Source organism: Terriglobales bacterium, assembly GCA_035651995.1.
Classification (GTDB): domain Bacteria; phylum Acidobacteriota; class Terriglobia; order Terriglobales; family Acidobacteriaceae; genus DASRER01.
Genome location: DASRER010000034.1, coordinates 150,020 through 171,797, shown reverse-complemented (window position 1 = coordinate 171,797; position 21,778 = coordinate 150,020). Strand labels below are relative to the sequence as shown.

Below are 21,778 nucleotides of genomic sequence, written 5' to 3'. Positions count from 1 at the left end.
GAGATTCATGCGTGCGAGCGCTGTGCTGCTGTGTGCCTCGCTGTTGCCGGTGACGCCGGCCTTGTCCCAAGAGAGGAACAACGAGGTTGGGCTGCTGCTGGGCGCGATCAAGACGCCTGATACGACGGCGCGGCTGACAGCGCCGGCCACGGCGCCGGTCCGCATCGGGACCGGGCTCTCGCTGCAAGCGACGTACGCGCGGAAGTTGACCTCGAGTCCGCGGGCGGCCGTCTACCTGGAAGTTCCGTTCGTGGCGACGCCGAGCACCGACGTAAGCTCGCCCTTTACGGCGGCGCCGCGCAACTACGCCAGCCTGTTCATCACGCCGGGGGTGCGGGTTGCATTTGCGCCGAACAGCGGCATCTCGCCGTGGCTGGCCGTGGGCGGCGGCTACGCGCGCTTCGACGAAAGCTCCACGCGCATCGATGGCGCGCCGAACGCGTCGCCACGCGGCGCCAACTCGGGCGCGGCGCAGTTTGGCGGCGGCGTGGACTTCAAAACGCCGGTGAAGATCCTGTTTCCGATTGGACTGCGGGCGGAGGTCCGCGACTTCTATTCCAACCAGCCCAATTTCGGCGCGCCAACTGACGATCGCCAGCACAACGTCGTTTTTTCTGGCGGCATCGTATTGAAGTTCTGAACTGACTGCATCGTGGCGCGCGCGCAGGGAAAATTCGTCGTCATGGCGCTGCTGCTCGGCGGCATGCCGGGGATCGGCAGCGCTTTCATGTGGCCGCAGGCGCAGCCGATTGACGTGGAGCACTCCAGTTTCACCATCCACGTGGGCAAGGCAGGGCTGTTTTCCCCCTTTGGACACGACCACACGGTGCGCGCCCCGATTGCGAGCGGAGAAGTAGATCGGGGCAAGGCGCAAGTTGCGCTGGCCGTGAAGAGCGCAAGCCTGGTGGTGGCTGACCCCGGCGAATCGGAGTCGACGCGGGCCGAAGTCCAGAAGACCATGCTCGGGCCTGAGGTGCTCGACGTGCAGCGGTATCCTGAGATCCGCTTCCAATCCACGCGCGTGGAAAAGCGCGACGGCAACTCGTGGCAGGTCACGGGCGAGCTGGAACTGCACGGCGCCAGGCGTCCCATTACGTTCACGGTGAAAGAAAGCGGCGGCGCGTTCACAGGAAGCGCCATCGTGAAGCAGCGCGACTTCGGCATCACGCCGGTCACGGCAGGCGGCGGCACGGTGAAGGTGAAGAACGAAGTGATGGTGGAGTTCGAAGTGAAGCTTTCGAAGTGAAGCCGCCCTCGGCGCGTTAGTCAGGCAGTTCCGCGCTCCGCGGAGCATATAATCCGCTCCGCCATGGCGATTGACCGTCGCACCTTGCTCAAAGCCGCTGCGCTGGCGTCGGCCGGCGCGGCCATTTCCTCCTCTTCGTTCGGGGCCGCGCCGGAGCCGTTGCGCATCAACGCGCAGCGTTTGCGGGAGAGCATCGAAGGGCTCAGCGTTTTCGGGCGCCGGGCGGGCGGCACGTTTGCCGACGGCGTGAGCCGGGTTGCGTACTCGGACGCCGATGTTGCCGGACGCAAGTTCGCGATGGACCTGATGCGCTCGGCGCGTCTCGAGCCGCGGGTTGACGCGGCGGGCAACATCTTTGGGGACCGCGCCGGCTCCGATGCCTCGCTGAAGCCCATCCTGTTTGGTTCACACATCGATTCGGTGCCGAGCGGCGGCAATTTCGACGGCGATCTGGGTTCGTTGTCGGCGATCGAGGTCATCCGCACGCTGAACGAAAGCAACACGACCACCCGGCATCCGCTGCGGGTGGCGATCTGGGCGAACGAGGAAGGCGGGCTGGTGGGCAGCCGAAGCGCGGCCGGCGAGCTTCCGCCGGAAGAACTCGACCGCGTGGTAAACGGCGTTCGGCGGCGCGAGGGCATCGCGAAAATCGGCGGCGCGCCGGATCGACTCGCGGAAGCGCGGATACCTCAACATTCGTTCCACTGCTACATCGAGCTGCACATCGAGCAAGGCGGCAAGCTGGAAAAAGCAGGCATTCCCGTGGGGGTGGTGGAAGGAATTGTGAGCATTGACGAATACGAGGCGGAGATTCGCGGCTTCGCCAACCACGCCGGAACCACACCCATGCCGGAGCGGCGCAACGCGCTGCTGGCCGCCGCCAAGCTGATCGAAGCAGTGCAGGCGGTGGTGACCTCGGAACCGGGCGCGCAGGTCGGCACCGTCGGGCGCCTGGAAGTTTCGCCGAATGCGCGCAATGTGGTCCCCGGGCTGGTGCGGCACTCGATCGAACTGCGCGATCTTTCAGCGGAGAAGATCGCGCGGCTGGGAGGCGACATTCAACAGCGCGCGCAGGGGATTGCGCGCGAGACCGGCACGGAGATCAGCATCAAGCAGGTGGAGCACGATCCGCCGGCGGTCGCCAGCCCGCAGATTCAGCAACTGGTCGAGCGCAGCGCCGCCACGCTCGGCCTGCGCACCATGCGCCTGCCCAGCGGCGCCGGGCATGACGCGCAGATGATGGCGCGGCTCGGGCCGATGGGCATGATCTTCGTGCCCAGCGTGGGCGGCGTGAGCCACTCGCCGAAAGAACTCACGCGCTGGGAAGACTGCGCCAACGGCGCCAACGTGCTGCTGCACACCGTCCTGCTGGCCGACCAGAGCTGAGAGAACGGTGAATCGAGCCTGCCGGGACCGACATGCTGCGGGCGGCGCGAGCCATCAGCGTTTCCAGCCGTGAGGGCTGCTCACGCGCGCTGAAGCCGCGACGGACCATGACCGCCCCGCCGCTCACGGCAACGATCACCGCCCCAGCAGCAAAGGGGAAGCGACCTCCCGCTTCCTCGATTTCCGCGTTTCTCACCTCGCCTGCGGCGGTGTGACCGCCGACGTCGGCAGATTGATTTCGCGAACCGGACGATCCATCTCGCCCGGCCGCGCCGGCGCTTCCAGACCATCCGTAAGCAGGAAGCCTTTCAGGGCGAGGGAGTTCGTCCACAGATTTTCCAGTGCTGCGATGTAATCGGTCTGGAGCTGGAACAGCGTTCGCTGTGCGATCAGCACCTGCGGATATGCGGCCGCCATCTGCTGGTGCTTCTTGAGATAGAGTTCATATGCCTTCTGGGCGCGGGGAAGCATCTGGCCGCGGTAGCGCTCGACGGCGGCGCGCGCCGTCAGATAGTTCTGGAAGAACGGCGCGGCGCGCTCGCGCAGCAGGAGCCGGGTCCGCTGCACTTCCAGGCGCGAGCGCTCCAGGTCGGCCTGCGCGGCCGCGACGTTCCCCTGGTTCCGGTTGAAGAGGGGAACCTGCACGCCAATCTCGGCGAAGCCCTGGAGACCAACTGGCCGTCCGGTGGATTCGCGCAGTTCGCGGTTCTGCTGCAAGCCACCACGGAGAAGCAGGTTGGGAACCGGTTCGCGCCGGGCGCGCGTCAGGGCGGTTTCCGCTCTGGCGACGCCGAGTTCCGCAATTCTGACCGCGGGACTGTCGCGCAGGATGGCGTCCAGCCACTCGTCGGTGATCGCGGGCACCTGCTCCAGATCGCCTTCCAGACGCGCCAGCGGGAGATCGGGCCGGCCTATGGTCGCGGCAAGCGATTTCCAGACACGCACCTGGTCCTGTTCGGCGAAGGTGACGGCGAGCTGCGCCTGTTCGCCTTCTACTTCGGCCTGCAGAACATCGGGCTGGTCGGCCTGGCCTATGTTGAACAACTGGTGCGACGTTTCAACCGCATCGGCAGCGAGCTTGCTGAGGTTGCGCCGCAGTTCCACCAGTTGCTGCGCCGCCAACGCCTGATAGAAAAGCAGGCGAACATTGTTCAGCACACGTATCTGCTGTTCCTGGGCCTCGGCCAGGGCCTGCTGGCGTTCTTTTTCGAAGACGCTGCGACTCAGGCCCAGCTTCCCTCCGAGGACAATCTCCTGCTGGACGAAGAAACCCTGTTGACCGGCGCGCGAGGGTCCGCCAGCGATTTCTTCGCCGGTGTAGCCAACCGTCGGGTTCGGGTAGAGACCGGCTTGCTGCTTGCGGCCCTCAGCAGCCCGAACCTCGGCGGCGGCCTGTTTCAGCGTCGGATTATTCGCGGCGGCCATTTCTTCCAACGCGGCCAGGCTGAGCGCAGGGCCTTGCGGAGGCCCGGGCACGGACATCGTCGCCGGCTGTTGGGGCGAGGGAAGCGGCTGCGGCGGCGGCGCGCCCGGATGTTGGTGAGCAGGCGGTTGCGCCGCCTGAGACTGCTGCGCCGGATGACCCGCCATCTGGGCACTGACCAGGGGCGCGCATAACACCCACGCAGCAAGAAGTGGAAGCGCTTTCCGATCGTTCGCCATGCTGTGCTCCTTTCGCTTAGCCATGGTGGTTGTGCTCTGTGCCGGAGTGCTCCGCCGGCTTCTGCTGCCGGCGCAGGGCCATGATTTTTTCGTACCTATCGGGCTCCAGCACGCGGACGAAGGTCATCATCCCCTGCATAAAGCCGCTCCACCCGGGATTGAGCCCGTAGGTCTCAGGTTTGGCGACCAATGGGTCCATCGCCATCATGTGGCCCTCCATGAAGGCGTCCTGCGGAAACCCAGGGACCTGGTTGGCGTTCCCGGGCAGTTGCGGCGATGGCGATTCGCCAGGCCGCATCTGGCCGTGCTGCATGCCCGGCATGGCCCGGGCCGCTTTCGCTGGTGACAGGGCGGTGTTGCCGACCGGCTGGTCGTTGGTGGAACCAACCCCCATGCCGCGCCCGAGGCTGGGGCCGTAGTCGTCGCCGAGGGGCGCGCCCGGCGCGCCGTCGAGCATCCCCATGCCGTTTTCCATGGACACGCCCATGGGCATTCCCGGGCGGCGCGTCAGCGGGCCGACGTTGGACGACATCTGGTTCATCATGTGGTGGGGCAGATGGCAGTGCAGCATCCAGTCGCCAGGATTGTTGGCGACGAACTCGAAATCCAGGGCTTCGGCGACGCCGACCAGCGCCGTGTTCTTCGGCCCCCATCCCGCCTCCGGCTGGCGCCCTCCCTCGCTCCCGGTCACGTAGAAGGTGTGGCCGTGCAGGTGAATCGGATGATGGTCCATCCCGAGGTTCATCCAGCGGATTCGCACGCGATCGCCGAGACGCACGATGAGGGGCGTGGCCGCCGGCCCGGCCTTGCCGTTGAAGGTCAGCCAGTTGAATTCCATGTTCATCGTGTTGGGGACGGAGTTGTTCGGCAGGACCGCGAACTCCTGGAGGATGATGGCGAAGTCCTTGTCGACGCGCGGCTGGTAGGCCTGCTTCGGATGCATGATGAACGCGCCGATCATCCCGAGCATTTCCTGCATGGCCATGTGGGAGTGGTAAAAGAAAGTCCCGTTCTGATGGAGGGTGAATTCGTAGACAAACCGGCCGCCAGGCGGGATCAGGCCCTGGCTCGTTCCCGGAGCGCCGTCCATGTTGTGCGGGATTTCAAACCCGTGCCAGTGCATGGAGGTGGGTTCGGGCAGGTGGTTGTCCACGATGATGCGGACGCGGTCGCCTTCGGTGATCTGGATGGTAGGGCCCGGAACGCTGCCGTTGTAGCCCCACACGTCCAGGACCTTGCCCGGCGCGATCTCGCGCCTGACTGGTTCGGCGACGAGATGGAATTCCTTGGCGCCATTCACCGCGCGCCACGGGAGTTGTGGCACATCCGGGGTCTCGACCATCACTGGCGCGCCGGCAGCGCGCGCGGTGTGCGGCTGCATGGGCGGTTGTTTTGCACCGCCAGCCTGGGGCCGGGCTGGCATCGTGTGTTCATGTTGTGCGTTGAGCAGCGCTGGCACGCCGGCAACGGCCGCGCCGGCGCCGAAAAAGTTCTTCAAAAAGTCGCGCCTGTTCTTCATAGGTCCCTCGTGGAGCGCAGGAGATGGATCGGCGTCGCCGGGGCGGAGGAACAGCGCCTGTGTGAAACGTCGTCTCCGACCAGCGACCAGACGGCGGGAGAAGCGTGACTTCTAGATTCGCAGGGCCAGATCAGCAGGATGGGAGCGGTGGATGCGAGGCGGCGGCCGGTGTCGCCCGGTTTGGTGATCGCCTGCTGCTGCTGCGATCGACGGCGCCACGGGCGGCGGCGCCACCGACGAAGCACTCTCGACGGTGTTCAACCCAACCTTCCCGATGAGAGCTGCCATTTGGGCATAGGACGGGCAAGCTGAGGTGTCAACCGATACAGATTCGCCCTTTGGCTGGGCAAACCTTGCCGGGGCCGGCCCTCGCTGACTGGCCGGGACGTGGTGATGCATCGAGCGGGACGCGGTATTCGAAGCAGAGGGTTGGAGGTGATGCGGGGTTGTCGCCGTTTGGCTCAAGCAGCGGCTTTCGCAAATCCGAGCCGCACCCGATGTTCCCGTGAGCAGGGTCAACGCGATCGCTATGGCTGCTGCCTGGCGTACGAACACGAACCGATTCTAAGCCTCGGACGCATAGATGCACAAATGTCCAAAAATTGAGAGGCATTTCGTGCATCGCCCGAACCCGAAAATGGCTGAACGATTGAGAGTGCGGCAGAACGCGATACACTCAGGATCATCAGCGCGCGGCGCGTGACACGGCGCGAGCGGGACTCCTATGAAGAAGCCTCAATCGAAACGCATCGACGACATGCGCCCTGAGCATGACTTCGCCTCGATGAAGGGTGGGGTTCGAGGCAAGCATCACGGGCGCATCAAGCAAGACTTGCGCCGGAACCGCTTCGCTTCACGGCTGCGGGGCAATGTAGTTGCAGTGATTTTGGAGCCCGACGTGTCCGAAATCTTCCACTCATCCGAGTCCGTGAATCGCGCCCTCCGTTCGATCATTGCTGCCGTCCCGAACGCTCGCAAATCCGGCCGTAAGGCGAGCTAACGCTGGTGGGCCCGCCAGGATTCGAACCTGGGACCAAGGGATTATGAGTCCCCTGCTCTAACCAGCTGAGCTACGGGCCCGTTTGCTTCAATCTAGCAGAAATGTAAGCACTTAAATCTTATTGCTTGCGAAACGCCGATTGGCCGGAAACGGCCTGGTGTCAGTTTTGGCGTGAGCAGGATTGTGGTCAGCAAGCGAAAACGGGCGCGAACCTGGCGTTCGATGGCAAATTGGCTGTCTTTTTGCTTCTCATCCGCAGCTTCGGTACCTTCTCTCGCCCAATTTGAAGCCATCTGATCAACTGCTTGCAGTTCTACGGCCGGCAATTTGAGGCCATCTGATCAACTGCGTGCAGTTCTACGCCCGGCCCAGATGGGCATATCGGCACGTCATTTGGATGGTCTTTGTGATTCCGCGCCCGAGCGTCACGGATGTGGCGCCGACGAATGCAAAAGGCGCTCAACACTTTCGAGATGACGCAGCTAATTGTGAAGCGCGATTCGTTCCGGTCTGGCGCCGTCCGCCTGGAAATCAGCGAAAGCTCAGGCCGGTGAAATTCCTGCCTCCCACCATCACAAAATTGACCTTCTCGAGGTCGTAGATGTTCTGATCGGGCCTTCCCCTCACCGATATGATGTCCGCAAATTTTCCCTTCTCGAGAGTTCCGACTTCTTGATCAATGCCCAAGGCCTTGGCGCCGGTCCCCGTGGCAGCGCTGATTGCCTGAATGGGGGTAAAGCCCGCATCCACCAGGTGGTAGATGTCGATATGAAGCAGCCCTTGCATGTTGTCGGTTCCGACGGCAATCGGGATTCCGCGATCGCGAGCAGTGCGGAGTTGGGCATAGCGCTCCTGGAGGCGGTCTTGCATGGTGCGATTGCCAAATCCGCGGGGGTTCTCTCGCCGGACACGCTCGATGAGGGCGCGAGCACGGCCGATCCAGTCGGCGGCGCTGTTGGCCTCCGTATCAAGGTAAGCGAAATCTTTGGGAGTGAAATAACCCTGAAGTCCGGCGGCATAGGTGCTGACGATAGAGGCCTTTTTTTGCACGAACAGGTCCATGATCTCCGGAGTCAGGCTGGACGCGTGTTGGATGGAATCGGCGCCAGCTTCGAGGGCGAGTTTTTCGGAGGCGACGTCGCCGGCGTGGACGGTGACCTTGACGCCGAGCCGATGGGCCTCGTCGACGGCGGCTTCCATTTCCTCCTTGGACCAGCTGGTATTCGCAAACGGGCGGCCCGCGCTCGGGCCGGATGCCATTCCGCCGTTGTTGACGACCATCTTGATGTGGTGAGCGCCGGCCTCGACGTTTTTTCGAATGAAGCGCCGCATTTCCCACGGCCCGTCGGTTGGCGTGATCGGGTCGTACCCGCCGGTGGGCATGAGCCACGGGCCGGAGAGATACAGGCGGGGGGACGGAAAGACGCCCGCGTCGGCAAGCTTTTTCAGGTAGACATCGTTAAACTTCACTTCGCCGACGACGTATTCAGTCGTGACACCGCAGAGCAGGTCAACCCGCAGATCGCGCACTCCGCGGGCGGCCTGAATTTGGGTTGGCTCGGCCATTTCATCGAGCTGCTGCAGAAGTGAGTTGCGCCCCTCGCGCCGTGCATTCTCGATGCCGGTGAACGCTCGGATTGTCGGGTGATCGTGGCCATTGATCAGGCCGGGCAGCACGGTATCGCTGCTGAGATCGATCACCCTGATGCCGGCGGGAATGCGGACGCTCGCAGCAGGCCCGACGGCTTCAATCCTGTCTCCCGCCACGATGATCACGGCGTTCTCGATCGCGGGGTTTGTGCTGCCGTCCAGCAGCCGGCCGGCCTTAATAGCAATGCGTGCGGGCGCTGCTGACTCCTGGGCAAGGGCGACGCATACGTTCAAAGCAACCGCAACAGCCAGCAGGCCCAACCGCCGTCGTGAATTCATATCTATCCTCCGCATGCGCGTGATTACCGGAACGTGAGACCGGTATAGTCGCGGCCGCCGACCATGATGAAATTCACTTTTTCAAGATCCAAGATGTTCTGATCAGGCTTGCCTTTTATGGAAATGATGTCGGCAAACTTGCCTTTCTCCAGCGTTCCCACGTCACGATCAATCCCCAACGCCTTCGCGCCGCCACCGGTCGCGGCGTAGATGGCCTGGCTTGGCGTAAATCCAGCGTCGACAAGGTGGTAGATGTCCAGGTGCAGCAAGCCGACCATGTTGTCGTTGCCAACCGCGATGGGGACACCGCGGTCACGGGCAGCTCTCAGCTCGGCGTAACGCGCCTGTTGCCGCTGGGGATCGGGCGCTGCACGACCGCCCTGCAGGGACCTCCCGCCCTGAACGAGTTTGCGGGCATAGCCAATCCAGTCAGCAGCGCTGTTTGCTTCGGTATCCATGTATCGAAAGTCCGATTGCTGGAAAAAGCCCTGCCCGGCGCCGGCAGTGCTGACGATGGAGGCCTTGCGCTGCACAAACAGATTGATGATTTCCGGTGTCAGGACGGACGCGTGCTGGATGGAATCGACACCTGCTTCCAGGGCCTGCTTCTCAGCAATCGCGTCGCCGGCATGGGCGGTAACCTTGACCCCGAGCCGGTGAGCCTCATCGACGACAGCGCGCATTTCTTCGTCGGTCCAGTTTGTGCCGGCGAAGGGGCGCCCGTTGGCGGGTCCGCTTGCCATGCCGCCATGGTTCACGACGATCTTGATATGGTGGGCGCCGGCCTCGATGTTCCGGCGCACCATACGACGCAGGTCCCAAGGACCGTCGGTCTGCGGGAAGGGGTAGTAGCCACCGGTCGTGGTGATCCATGGACCGGACAGGTACAGACGAGGCGAAGGGAAGACCCCCGCGTCGGCGGCCTTCTTGAGGTAGACGTCGTTGTATTGCAGCTCGCCGACTACGTAGGCGGTGGTGACCCCGCACATCAGTTCCACGCGCAGATCGCGCACGCCTCGCGCTGCCTGCATCGCCGGCGGCTCGTCCATCATGTTCAGTTGCTGGATGAGAGAATTTCGGCCCTCGTGCCTGGGATCTTCATTGCCGACGTAGGCCCGCACCGTGGGATGCTCGTGACCGTTGATCAGTCCCGGCATGACGGTGTCGGCGCTGAGGTCGATGACCTTGGCGCCGTCCGGAATCGCAACGCTGGCGGCGGGGCCAACTGCTTCGATTCGTTCGCCCGCCACGATGATCACAGCGTTGTCAATCGCCGGGTTGGCGGTGCCGTCCAACAGTCGTCCCGCCCTGATGGCGATCCGTTGCGGACCCTGGGGCGATTCCTGTGCCGCCAATCCCGCAAGCGCCATGGCAACCACCACAAATGTCCAACAAAGGTTTCTTCGAGACATGCAATCGCCTCCGCCTACTTGCCTAACGCACGACCGACACTACAGCGAACTGCTAGAACGACAATGCGAGCGAAAACTGAACTTCGCGCGGGTCACGGGCCCCCAAGATCTGCCCGAACCCCGCCCCGCCGAGCGAACGTTGCGGGATCAAGAACTGCGGGGAGTTGAATGCGTTGAAGAACTCGGTCCGGAACGCCAGGTTCAGGCGCTCACTGAGCGACGTGTTCTTGGTGAGGAAGATGTCAAAATTCTTGATCGGCGGTCCGGCAACGATGTTCCGTCCCGCGTTGCCGTAACTGGAGCCCTGGGCGACGAAACAGGACGTGTTGAACCACTGCTGGATCGTGTGCGGGGCGCCTTGGTTGGGATCGCACACCAGGTTCGGCATCAGGCCCAGTCCAAGTCCGGTCGGATCATTGGCCTGCGTGACCGTGAACGACACGCCCTTCGAGTAGGTTGTGATGCCGCCAACCTGCCAACCCTCGAGCACCTTCCCGACGGCGCCGCCGCGGCCCATGAACCTCTGCTTCGGGCCGATTGGAAGCTGGTAGATGTAGCTGATGGTCAGGCGGTGACGCGTGTCAAAATTGGAGTTGCCGCGCTCGATGTCGACTGATGCGTAGGAATCGCGAGTGCCGTTGCCTGAGGTCCCGCCGACGTTCTCACCGGAAGATGTGTCAATCGAGTGGGCCCACGTGTAGCCCACCTGGAAGGTGAGCCCTTTTCTGCTTCGCTGATTGAGATTGACAATCAGGGCGTTGTAGTCGGAGGTCGACTTCGGTTGCCAACTGGTGAAGTTTCCGAACTGCGGAAAGGGGCGCGTGCGCGGAGCGTTACGGGTGCAATTGGCCGGAAGCGCGTAGCCAGCCCCTAACCCGACGCAGCCTTCGCCGAGGAAGTCAATCTGGTTGGGGTTGTAGCTGGAGAGCAGCTTGCGCCCGGTGGTACCGACGTAGTCGGTTTCCAGGGCCGCCTCGCGCCAGAGTGAGCGCTGTATACCGACACTCCATTGCTGGACTTCGCCGAAGGGGAGCGACCTGGGAAACGCTGTGCCGCCGGGCAACGACACGTTGTTCACAATCATGTTGCTCCACGTCAACGTGGGCGTAAGGGAAGTTGGATTGGCAGCGAAACCAACGCCCTGATTCAGCACGGTTGACATGTTGTAGAAGGGGATGTCGTTGATGAACTGGGCCGACGAATTGATTTGTTGCCGCTGGGTGTAGAAGTATCCGTAGGCGCTGCGGACCACCGTCTTGCCGTCGCCCGAAACGTCCCAAGCAAGACCCACTCGCGGCGCAAAGTTGTTCTTGTCGGTGTCGATCAGGGTCGCGGGATATCCCGCGTCCTTTGCCGTAACGAAGGTAATTCCTTTTCCGTCGTACAGTTTGACCTGCGGGGGCAACGGTCCGTTATCGGGTACGCTGATCACGATCCGGCCGTCAGACGCGAGCGTCGAAAGCGGTTCGGCAAACAACGGCGGGCGCATCATCTCGTAGCGAAGGCCGAGATTGAGGGTGAGCCGGGGCGCAATCTTCCAAGTGTCGTTGATGTAGCTCTCGATGCGATATTCGAAGCTGTGGGTATACGTTGACCCCAAGCCGATTCGATTCTGCGTGGGAAATCCGAGCAGGAAATCGGCAAATGCGTTCCCGGTGTTGTTTTTGTTCTGCGGGTCCGTGGTGAAAGCAGCCTGGAAGCTGAGCGAACCCTTTGCGAAGAAGTCGAACTGGTGAATGAGCTGGGTACGAATGAAATCGCCGCCAAACTTGAAGGTATGGCTGCCCTTGACCCAACTCAGGTCGTCAGCCCATTGAAAATCGTTTTCGGCGAGGTTGAAGGGTGTGATCGTGTCATTCCCGCCGAAAGCCGTGAAGCCGGTGACCGAAACCGCGGGGAGACCGAAGTCGGCGGGGCTGCGGTTGGAGCCGGGAATGTTGAACATGCTGAAGAAATCAGGGCCGCGCTGTTCGCGCGGCAAGCGAGCCCGGTTGAAGCCAAATCGGAAATCGTTCAGAAGGGTGCTGCTGAACGAGTGTGTCCAGCCGAGCGCCAGGTTGCGGCTGAAAGCGTTCTCGGTGACCGGAATTGCGTTGAACGGCGGATTGGCGCCGGTTCCCACGCCCAGGGGTTCGATTCCGAGGAAGTTCGCCAAGGTGAAGCGGGCGAATGTCTGGTCTTTTTGAGAAAAGCTGTGGTCGAGCCGAATGTTGGCCTGATCGCGCCGATTGACGCGCTTTGAGTTATTGACGTAGTTGCCCACACCGCCAGTCGTAAGCTTCGGGAAGAAGCTGGCCAAGTAAGCGGAGGGAGCGGCAATCCGGTTGCTCGGGATGATGTTGTTCGGAAAGCGATCGCGGATGAACTGGCCCGGGCGCGCCGGGTCGGGACGAGTGGTTAGCGGGTCAAAGATGGGCTTGTCGGCAGAGAAGTCTCCGCTTACCTGCTTTGCCGTGGGCAGAGTCTGGACGGCGGTCAGCTCCTTGCGGATTTGCAGTTGCTCGTAGCTGATGGCGAAAAACGTCTTGTATTTGCCGCGGAGAAATGGACCGCTCAAGACGCCGCCGAACTGGTTCTGGCGATAAGCCGGCTTCCGTGTATCGAAGAAATTTTTTGCGTCGAAAATATCGTTACGCACGAACTCCCACAGTTTTCCGTGGAACTCGTTTCCGCCGGAGCGCGTCGCGTACGTCACAATGCCACCGTGGCCAAAACCGCTGCTGGCGTCGGCGTTCGTGCCCTTGACCTTGAACTCAGAAATCATGTCTACCGTGGGATTGATGTTTTGCTGGTTGAAGTAAACGACGCCATTCCAGACGCCGTCGAGCACGTACTGATTCTGGTCGGTGCGCCCGCCGTTGATGCTGACGGTGAAGCCGCCGCTGTTGAACGTGAAGCGCTCGATACCACTTTGCGGCTCGGCCTCGGTCGCACCCGGGGCGAGCAAGGCAAGCTGAAGGATGTTCCTGCCGTTGAGCGGGAGTTCGCGGACGCGGTTTTCCTGGATCACGTTGCCGATCTCACTCGAACTGGTTTCGGTCAACGGAGGCGCGGCAGTGACCTCGACCGTCTCGGTGGCGCTGCCCACGCGCATCTGCACGTCGACACGCAGGTCCTGATCGATGTGGAGCTCCAAGTTGGGCACGTTGGCGGTTTGGAAACCGCGCATTGAAACCGAGACGCCATACTGACCGACGGGAAGTCTGGGGACTTCGTAACGACCGTTGACGTCGGACTGCAGGGTGCGTTCAAGGCCGGTTTGCGCGTTGGTGATACGGACGGCCGCGCCGCTGACGACGGCGCCGGAAGGGTCGCTGATGACGCCGCTGATTCGCCCTGTGTCCTGCGCCCGCGCTGTCGCGAGACACGCCAGAGTGGCCGCAAACACGAGCAAAAAACGTTTCAAACCGCTCGCGTGTGTCATACGCCTGCCTCCGTGTTGAAGAAAGTCGTCGCTGCGGGCCCCCGCTCCGCAGCGGCCAGGCAACCAAGCGCTTGCTTGGTTTGAGGGCGGAAAGCTAATATCAGTTTTGACCGGCTGTCAAGCGCAAATCGCGGGCGCCCTTTTCTGGTGTCGCCCAGACCTGTTACAAGCGTTCAGTGCGGGTGGAGATTGACCGTGACATCAAGCAAGGGCAGCCGGGGCAACAAACGCAGGGCCATCATCAAAGCGGCGGCGCGACTGTTCCGGCACAAAGGATACGAGCGCACAACCGTTCGCGATCTGGCCAAGGCAGTGCGAATCCAGTCGGGAAGCATCTTCTTTCATTTCGACAGCAAGGAGCAGATCCTCGAGGCGGTGATCGAGGAAGGCATGCGGCGTGCGGTCGCTGCCCTCGACGCAGCAGTAGCGCAGGCACATTCGCCAAGGGAGAAAATGTCAGCCATCCTCCACACTCATTTGCGCCAGACGCTGGGCGATGAGCGCGATACCTTCGTGGTGCTGATGCTGGACTGGCGTGCTCTTCCTCCGAGGTCCCGGCTGCGAACGGTGAAGTTTCGCGACGAGTATGAAAGGCACATCGGGCAGGTGCTGGAGGACCTGGCAAGAGACGGGGTCGTCCACCAAAACACGCCCCTTCTGCGCCTCTTCCTGCTCGGCGCGCTCAACTGGACGATCTTGTGGTACCGACAAGACGGCCGCCTCACGATTGACGAACTTGCGGATGCATTTCTAGATCTTCTGCTGCCGAACGCCGGCCGGAAACCCGTGCCTGAGAGCGCGGTTGACTCGATGGCAAGGTTTGGCCGGTAAGGTGTTCCCCCGCGGGGCGCCCGAATGCGGGCCGCCGGTTCGGCGGAGCCATCAGAAGCCAACAAAAAACCGCTTGACAACGCCTCAAAGTGTCTTCATAGTCTGCCATCTGTTTTTGTACGATAACAGTCGCAGAGGCGCCGGACGGCCAAGCCGGCGATGGAACACGGACCCCACCTGCGGCTGCGAGGAGGATGGCAATGGCTCGTCACACCCGCTCGATCCTCGCGTCCACGGCGTTGCTGTGGTCGCTGTTGTTCGTGGCAAGCAGTACGGAACGCGCGTTTGCGCAGGGTTCGGTCACCGGCAGAGTGAATGGAACCATTGTCGACAGCAGCCAGGCAGTCGTTCCGGGCGCGACGGTGATGCTGCGCAATGTGCAGACCAATGAACAACGGACGGCCACGACCGGAGGGTCGGGGACGTACGAATTTCTCAACGTGCCCATCGGGCAATACGAAATCACAGTGACGCACACCGGCTTTGCGGCGGCGAAGTCGCGGCTGGAGGTCACGGTGCAGAGCACGTCGGTGGTCAATTTCACCATGCAGGTGAGCAGCGCCGCCGAGACGGTGACGGTGACGGCGTCGGCCGAGGTGCTGAACACGGTGGACGCGTCGCTCGGCGGGGTGGTGAGCAACGAGAAAGTGACGGAGTTGCCGCTCAACGGGCGCTCGTTCGTTGACCTGGTCAGCCTGCAGGCCGGAGCCACGCCCATCATCAGCACGGCGGGGGGACGCACCAGCGCCACGCGGAACGACGGCGGCTTCATCAACGGCACCGACGATTTCTACAACGATTTCACGATCGACGGCGGCGACTTCAACGACATCTCCGTTCCGGGATCGCTGATCAACAAGGCGCTCATCGGGACCGGCATTCCTCCGGATGCGATCGCGGAGTTCAAGGTGCTGACAGGCGGCGCCGATGCGGAGTTCGGCACGGTGGCCGGCGCGCACGTGAACGTCGTGACCAAGAGCGGCACCAACCAGTACCACGGGACGGGGTGGGAGTTCTTCCGCAGCGACGCGCTGAACGCGCGCAACTACTTCGATCCGCCCAACACCGCCAAGCTTCCGTTCACGCTCAATCAATTTGGCGGCGTGCTGGGCGGGCCGGTGGTCCGTGACAAGAATTTCTTTTTTGGATCGTACGAAGCCTACCGGCAGACGCTGAAGGTCACGGCCGTTCCGGTGGTTCCGACGCCGCTGCTGCTGGCTTCCGTGAAGGGCGGGCCGGCCAACGGCAACTTCAAGGAACTGTTGCAGGCGTTCTATCCGGCGCCCGATCCCGGGTTCTCGCCCACGGCGCTGGTGGCGCCGCTGCACGTGGTGCAAAACCAGGGCAACGACCGCAACGCCTTCATTGTGCGCGACGATGCGCAGATTTCGTCGAAAGACCGCTTTTTCGCGCGCGTGGTTTACAACCACGCCACCGGCACGCCGGGCGTGATCCTGAGCACGGGGCTGCAGGGCGGCAACAACGGCTTCGGGTGGAACACGTTCGTGCCCGAGATCGCGTGGACGCGGCTGATCTCGAACACGATGGTCAACGAAGCGCGATTCAACTACAACCGGTCGGCCCTGAGCGTTTCCTGGGACGAGCCGCCGGACGCGGTTGCGGCGCTGGGATTTTCCAAGAGCGCGGCCGATGCCAACGGGCTGCCGAGCATCACCTTCTCCGGCACGGGGCTGACGAATGCCGGGGTGGGCACGAATATTCCCCAGGGACGGCATGACAACGTCTTCCAGTGGACCGACACGCTCAGCATGACCAGGGGCCGCTACAACATCAAGACCGGCTTCAACGCCTTCCGGTACCAGATCAACTCGTTCGGCGCCGATACGCCGCGCCGCAACATTACGTTTGTGGGTTTCGGCCCGCCGTTTGACACGGCGGTGAACGGGGTGACGACCGCCAAGTTCCAGACGCAGACGCAAACTTTCAACCTAGTGCCGCTGAACTCGTCGAAGCGATACCCGCGCTACTCGCTGTTTGCGGGCTTCGTGAACGGCGCGATGCAGGCGCGCCGCAACCTCACGATCAACCTGGGGCTGCGCTACGAGATCAACACGATTCCGCGGGAGAAAAACGGCACCCAGAACAACATCTATCAGCTGGATTCGAACGGCAATCCGATTCCGGACGCGCCGATTACCAACATCGCGAACGTCGGCCTGTTCCTGCCCAAGGGCTTCGGCTACGCGCCGATCCACAAGAACGAATTCCAGCCGCGGGTGGGTTTCTCCTGGTCGCCGATGGGCTGGATGGTGGTCCGCGGAGGCTACGGCATCTACTACCAGCGGCCCGACCTGTTCGGCTTCAACACCGGCACGGGGAACCCGCCGTTCTCGTTCCCGACCAGCATCACCAACCAGGTCTTCGGCACGGTGGCCGATCCGGCGCAGTTTGCGACGACGAAGAAGAACATCTCCGGCTACGATCCGGGCAACCAGGCGATTTATGTTCAGAACTACACCTTCAACCTGCAGTTCAAGACGGACCGGAACGGCTTTTTGCAGGTTGGCTACGCCGGTTCGCACACGCTGCACTACAACATCGGGACGGCGGCCAATTTTGGCGCGGCGTTCACCGGCGTGCGTCCGAACTCGGTCTTCAACACCATCAGCATCACGGAAAACCTGGGCAACTCGCACTACAACGGCCTGCAGGTGGAGTACAACCACCGCTACAGCCACGGGTTCAGCGCGCAGGTTTCCTACACGTACAGCAAGAACATCGGACTGGTGGAGGCGGGCGCGGTGCCGACCGACCACTTCAACTACAACCTCGACAAGGGCCGCATGGAAGCCGACTTCCGGCAGATGATTGTGGCCAACAGCGTTTACTCGCTGCCGTTTGGGCACGGCAAGCCGTGGCTCACGTCGGGCATCGCCTCGCACATCCTGGGCAACTGGGCGCTTTCCGGGGTGTTCAGCGCGCACAGCGGCCAGCCGTTCTCGATTACGGCAGGGGCCGATGTGAACGGCGACGGCAACGCCACCGACCGCGCGCAGGTGCTCCCGGGGCACTCGATCAGGGAAGTGTATGCGAGCGGCGCAACGGACAAGACGCAGTTCCTCAAGGTGCAGAGCGCGGTGAACAATGTGATCCTGGCGCGTACCGGCGGCGTGCTGACCGGGCGCGACGCGTTCGAAGGCCCGGCGCTGTTCAACGTAGACTTCGCCGTGCAGAAGAACGTGCCCATGGGTGAACAGCGGCGCTTCGAGTTCCGCTCGGAGTTTTTCAACCTGTTCAATCACACAAACTTCAGCAATCCCAACAGCACGCTGTCGTCGCCGCTGTTCGGCAAGATCCTGGGGACGGCAACGAACTCGCGCCAGATACAGCTTGGCTTCAAGTTCTACTTCTGACGATTGGGGGCCGGGTGGCGGCGCAAGCCGCCCCCGGCCGTCCGCATTGCGAGGAGAAGGTCCCATGTCTCGAGCCACGGTGAGGTTCGTTTGTGCGTGTACGCTGCTGGCGGCAGCGCTTTCCGCGGCGGCGCAGAAGAAAACCACCGGGCCGGCGAAGGCGGCGGCGAAAGCCCAACCGGCCAGGGCGGGCGCGGCGGCGGGCGGCGGCACCGAATTGACACTGCGCAATCTCACGCAAGTAAGCCGCATCAGCGATCCGGAAATTTCGCCCGACGGCAAGTGGATCGCGTTCACGTTCGGTGGCCGGGGGGCAGGGTCGAAGATCTATCTGGTCAGCGTCGCCGGCGGCGAGCCGAAGGCGCTGCTCCCGTCGTCGCCCGGGGAAAGCGGACCGCAGTGGTCCCCCGACGGCAAGAAGATTTCCTTCCTTGCGATGCGCGACGGCCAGAGCGACATCTGGACGATCAGTCCGGAGGGGGGCGAGCCGCAGCGTGTGACGAATGAGAAGTCAGCCAAGCACGGGGTGCGATGGTCGCCCGACGGCCAGTGGATCGCCTACATCAGCAATCGCGACAAGACGCAGGACATCTACATCGTCAGCGCGGCGGGCGGGGAACCGCGCAAGCTGACGAGCAAGACCAACGAGTGGGATGAGAACCGCTGGGCGCCGACATGGTCGCCCGACGGCAAGCACATCGCTTTTGTCTCCAACCGCAGCGACTACTTTGCCGACGACCTGTGGATGGTGGACGTGGACGGCTCGCACCTGACCAGGCTCACCACCAACGTGCGCGTGATGACCGACCCGCTGTGGTCGCCGGATGGCCGGTACATCGCCTTCAACGCGGTGCGCAACTGGGAATTCTGGTTCGACGACATGTCGGACTTCTACCTGGTGAAGATGCCCGAGCGCAAGGTAAGCAAGCTGGCGACCGATGGTTATGCGACCGACCTGAACGGCAACATCCACATGTATTGGTCGCCCGACAGCAAGTCGCTGTTTTATCGCTACAACACGCGAGGGGACACCAACATCTGGTCCGTGAACGTGGAAGGCAACCTGGTGGCGACGCAAGTCACCAATGGCCAGGGTGTGATTCAAAGCATGTCGGTGTCGCCGAAGGGCGATGGTATTGCGTTCGTCCGCGCGACGCAGACCGGGCCCGGCGAGCTGACCTGGATGCCGATGAACGGCGGGGAAGAACGGCAGCTCACGCACTGGGCGACGCGGTTTGACGGCGTTGCGGCGCCGGCCAAGATTTCATTCCTCAGCAAAGACGGCATGTATATCAACGGCTATCTGTACAAGCCGGCGGGACTCGATCCGGCGAAGAAGTATCCCGGACTGATTTCCGTGCACGGGGGCGGCAACAACGCGTTTGCCAACGGCTTTCACGGGATGGAGCAGTACCTGGCGCACAAAGGGTATGTGGTGCTGTCGGTGGAGTACCGCGGCAGCTCCGGCTACGGACGCCGCTTCCAACTGGCGTCGTGGGGAAGCTGGGCGGCCGACCAGGGCTGGGACGCGGTGGCCGGGGCCGACTACCTGCGCAGCCTGCCGTACTGCAACGGGAAAGTCGGAATCTACGGAGGCAGCTACGGCGGCATCATGACGCTGGCGGCGCTCACGCGCGATTCCTCCAAGTTCGATGCGGCCGCGCCCTTCTACGGGATCTACGACTGGTCTGCCGCCTACCGCGATGGCGACCGTCTCATGAAATTCTGGGTGGTGATGGGGATGAAGGGCTACAAGCCGGATGAAAATCCCGCCGTGTATTACGCCGACTCGACGATCAACTTCGTGGACAAGATCACCACGCCGATGCTGATCGAGCACGGCGAACTGGACCGGCGCGCGCCGTTCACCCAGTCGCAACTGTTGGTGGAGGCGCTGAAGAAACACAACAAGACGTTCGAGTTTTTCTCGTTTCCCGATGAGCAGCACGGCATCCGGCGACCCGACAACTTCGTCAACGCGTACACGCGAATGGAGGCCTGGTTCGACAAGTACCTGAAAGGCGAAGAGAGCCAGGCGCCGGCGCAGCGCGCGTCAGGAGGCTCGCAATGACACGGCCAAACCTCAGCATCCTGATTCTGTCGCTGACCGCCGCCATCGCAGCCGCGGCCCAGCAGCCCGCGGCACCTGCGGCCGGTCCGGCTGAACTCACGCTCCGCGCCATGACACAAATCACGCGCACTGGCGACGTAGCGGTGTCGCCCGACGGCCGCACGATCGCGTTCGGTTCGAACTATGGCGGCAGACAGAGGATCTGGCTCATTCCCGCCGGCGGCGGCGAACCGCGCGCGCTCACCGAGGGAGGCTCCATCCAGTGGTCGCCCGACGGAAAGACGATCGCCTATCTCTCCGGCGGGGGCCGAGGCGCGGGCGGCGGCGGGCAGGTGGACATCTTCACGATTCCTGTTGCGGGCGGGGAGCCGACGCGCGTGACCAATGACAACAGCGCGAAGCACGGGCTGCGCTGGTCGCCCGACGGTACGCAGATCGCCTACATCTCCAATCGCGCGAAGGACCAGGACATCTGGGTGGTCAGCGCGAAGGGTGGCGAGCCGAAACAGCTCACGCAGAAGACGAACGAGTGGGACGAGTTCCGCTGGGCGCCGGAGTGGTCGCCCGACGGCAAGCAGATCGTGTTTGTCTCCGGGCGCAGCGACTACTACTCCGACGACCTATGGATGGTGAACGCGGACGGCTCGGGCATGCGCAAGATCACCACCGGCGTGTGGGTGATGGGAAATCCCGAGTGGTCGCCCGACGGCAAGTCGATCGCGTTCAACGGCAACAGCCAGTCCGACTACTGGTTCGAAGACATGTCGTATCTCTACATCTACGACGTGGCCACGGGGAAAGTGCGCCACGTGCACATGGACGTGGACGTGAGCGACTTCGAAATGAACGCCCACGTCTTTTGGTCGCCCGACAGCAGCCTGATCTACTTCCGCAATATCAGTCGCGGCAACACCAACATCTGGGCCGTGCCGGCGAATGGCGAGGGATGCGCCACGCAGATCACCAACTTCGAGGGCGGCATGCAGTCCATGGACGTGGCCGCCAACGGCAGCATCATCGCCTTCACGCGCACCACGCCGGTCAGCTCCGGGGATGTGTGGGCGATGTCGACCAGGGGCGGCGAGGCGGCGCAGCTCACCAAGTGGGCAACGCAGTTCAAGGACGTGCGCGCGCCCATCCAGGTTTCATTCCGCAGCAACGACGGTCTCTACATCCACGGCTACCTGTACAAACCGCCGGTGATGGACGGGAACAAGAAGTATCCCGGACTGGTTTCCGTACACGGCGGCGGCACCAATTCCTATGCGAATACTTTCCATGCCATGGAACAGTACCTGGCGCAGAAGGGCTACATCGTGCTCGCCATTGAGTATCGCGGCAGCTCCGGTTATGGGCGGCCGTTCCAGCGGCTGAGCGTCGGCGACTGGACGCGCGGCCAGGGCTGGGACGCGGTGGCAGCGTCCGACTTTTTGCGCTCTCTGCCCAGTTGCAGCGGCAAGATTGGAGTTTATGGAGGCAGCTACGGCGGCATCATGAGTATGGCCGCGGTCACGCGCGATCCGTCGAAGTTTCAGGCAGCGGCGCCGTTTTACGGAATCTACGACTGGGTCGCGGCGTATGACGACGCCGATCGGCTGGGTAAGATATTTCTGGTCACGGGGTTCGACGGCTTCCGTCCCGAAGACAACCCCGACATGTACTATCGCAACTCCACCATTAACTTCATCAAGGATGTCAACGTTCCGTTGCTCATCGAGCATGGCGAGCTGGATCGCCGCGCGCCGTATAGTCAGGCGATCCGCTTGACGGAAGCATTGAAGAAGGAAGGAAAGACGTTTGAGTTCTTCCACTATCCTAACGAGCAGCACGGAATCCGGCGCCCGGAGAACTTCGTGGACGCCTATACTCGAATGGAAGCCTGGTTTGCCAAGTATTTGCAGTAGTAGTAGGGTCAAACTATCGT

Annotated in this window: 14 protein-coding genes and 1 tRNA gene; 8 read left to right on the top strand and 7 right to left on the bottom strand. The window is 62.7% G+C overall.

Annotated features, from left to right (window positions below; genetic code table 11):
- Positions 1-7 precede the first annotated feature (7 nt).
- The 3 genes from VFA60_12035 to VFA60_12025 all read left to right on the top strand — a co-directional run bounded on the left by VFA60_12035 (position 8) and on the right by VFA60_12025 (position 2,632).
- A complete protein-coding gene (locus VFA60_12035) occupies positions 8-640 on the top strand; it encodes a hypothetical protein (protein HZQ92516.1) in 633 nt (210 codons plus the stop codon).
- A 12-nt stretch (positions 641-652) separates the two neighbouring features.
- Positions 653-1,246 (top strand): YceI family protein, encoded by a 594-nt coding sequence (locus VFA60_12030; protein ID HZQ92515.1) that lies wholly within the window; start codon positions 653-655, stop codon positions 1,244-1,246.
- 63 nt (positions 1,247-1,309) lie between these two features.
- On the top strand, positions 1,310-2,632 hold the full coding sequence (locus tag VFA60_12025) for a Zn-dependent hydrolase (GenBank protein HZQ92514.1): 1,323 nt from the start codon (positions 1,310-1,312) through the stop codon (positions 2,630-2,632).
- Positions 2,633-2,824: 192 nt separating this feature from the next.
- Here VFA60_12025 and VFA60_12020 read toward each other — a convergent pair whose 3' ends face one another.
- Together VFA60_12020 and VFA60_12015 are read right to left on the bottom strand one after the other, a co-directional pair.
- Positions 2,825-4,114, bottom strand: coding sequence for a TolC family protein (locus tag VFA60_12020; protein ID HZQ92513.1), 1,290 nt, complete (start codon positions 4,112-4,114; stop codon positions 2,825-2,827).
- 196 nt (positions 4,115-4,310) lie between these two features.
- The gene (locus tag VFA60_12015; protein HZQ92512.1) at positions 4,311-5,675 is read right to left on the bottom strand and encodes a copper oxidase; all 1,365 of its coding nucleotides are present in this window, start codon (positions 5,673-5,675) and stop codon (positions 4,311-4,313) included.
- Between the two features lie 862 nt (positions 5,676-6,537).
- Here VFA60_12015 and VFA60_12010 point away from each other — a divergent pair.
- Positions 6,538-6,813: a hypothetical protein gene (locus VFA60_12010; GenBank protein HZQ92511.1), complete on the top strand. Its 276-nt coding sequence runs from the start codon at positions 6,538-6,540 to the stop codon at positions 6,811-6,813.
- A 3-nt stretch (positions 6,814-6,816) separates the two neighbouring features.
- On the opposite strand, the gene VFA60_12005 is transcribed toward VFA60_12010, so the two are convergent.
- The 5 genes from VFA60_12005 to VFA60_11985 form a co-directional block, all read right to left on the bottom strand.
- Positions 6,817-6,893: transfer RNA gene (locus VFA60_12005), tRNA-Ile, on the bottom strand.
- 12 nt (positions 6,894-6,905) lie between these two features.
- Positions 6,906-7,139, bottom strand: a complete 234-nt coding sequence (locus VFA60_12000; protein HZQ92510.1) for a hypothetical protein — start codon at positions 7,137-7,139, stop codon at positions 6,906-6,908.
- 205 nt (positions 7,140-7,344) lie between these two features.
- Positions 7,345-8,742: an amidohydrolase family protein gene (locus VFA60_11995; protein HZQ92509.1), complete on the bottom strand. Its 1,398-nt coding sequence runs from the start codon at positions 8,740-8,742 to the stop codon at positions 7,345-7,347.
- A gap of 23 nt (positions 8,743-8,765) precedes the next feature.
- The gene (locus VFA60_11990) at positions 8,766-10,037 is read right to left on the bottom strand and encodes an amidohydrolase family protein (GenBank protein HZQ92508.1); all 1,272 of its coding nucleotides are present in this window, start codon (positions 10,035-10,037) and stop codon (positions 8,766-8,768) included.
- A gap of 169 nt (positions 10,038-10,206) precedes the next feature.
- Complete coding sequence (locus tag VFA60_11985) at positions 10,207-13,560, bottom strand: TonB-dependent receptor (GenBank protein ID HZQ92507.1); 3,354 nt, start codon at positions 13,558-13,560, stop codon at positions 10,207-10,209.
- A 165-nt stretch (positions 13,561-13,725) separates the two neighbouring features.
- Between VFA60_11985 and VFA60_11980 the strand changes: the two genes are divergently transcribed.
- The 4 genes from VFA60_11980 to VFA60_11965 all read left to right on the top strand — a co-directional run bounded on the left by VFA60_11980 (position 13,726) and on the right by VFA60_11965 (position 21,758).
- The gene (locus VFA60_11980) at positions 13,726-14,409 is read left to right on the top strand and encodes a TetR/AcrR family transcriptional regulator (protein HZQ92506.1); all 684 of its coding nucleotides are present in this window, start codon (positions 13,726-13,728) and stop codon (positions 14,407-14,409) included.
- A gap of 200 nt (positions 14,410-14,609) precedes the next feature.
- Complete coding sequence (locus VFA60_11975) at positions 14,610-17,783, top strand: carboxypeptidase regulatory-like domain-containing protein (protein HZQ92505.1); 3,174 nt, start codon at positions 14,610-14,612, stop codon at positions 17,781-17,783.
- Positions 17,784-17,847: 64 nt separating this feature from the next.
- Positions 17,848-19,854, top strand: a complete 2,007-nt coding sequence (locus tag VFA60_11970) for a prolyl oligopeptidase family serine peptidase (GenBank protein HZQ92504.1) — start codon at positions 17,848-17,850, stop codon at positions 19,852-19,854.
- Positions 19,851-21,758, top strand: a complete 1,908-nt coding sequence (locus tag VFA60_11965; protein HZQ92503.1) for a S9 family peptidase — start codon at positions 19,851-19,853, stop codon at positions 21,756-21,758. The genes VFA60_11970 and VFA60_11965 overlap by 4 nt, the downstream gene beginning before the upstream one ends.
- Positions 21,759-21,778: the final 20 nt, after the last annotated feature.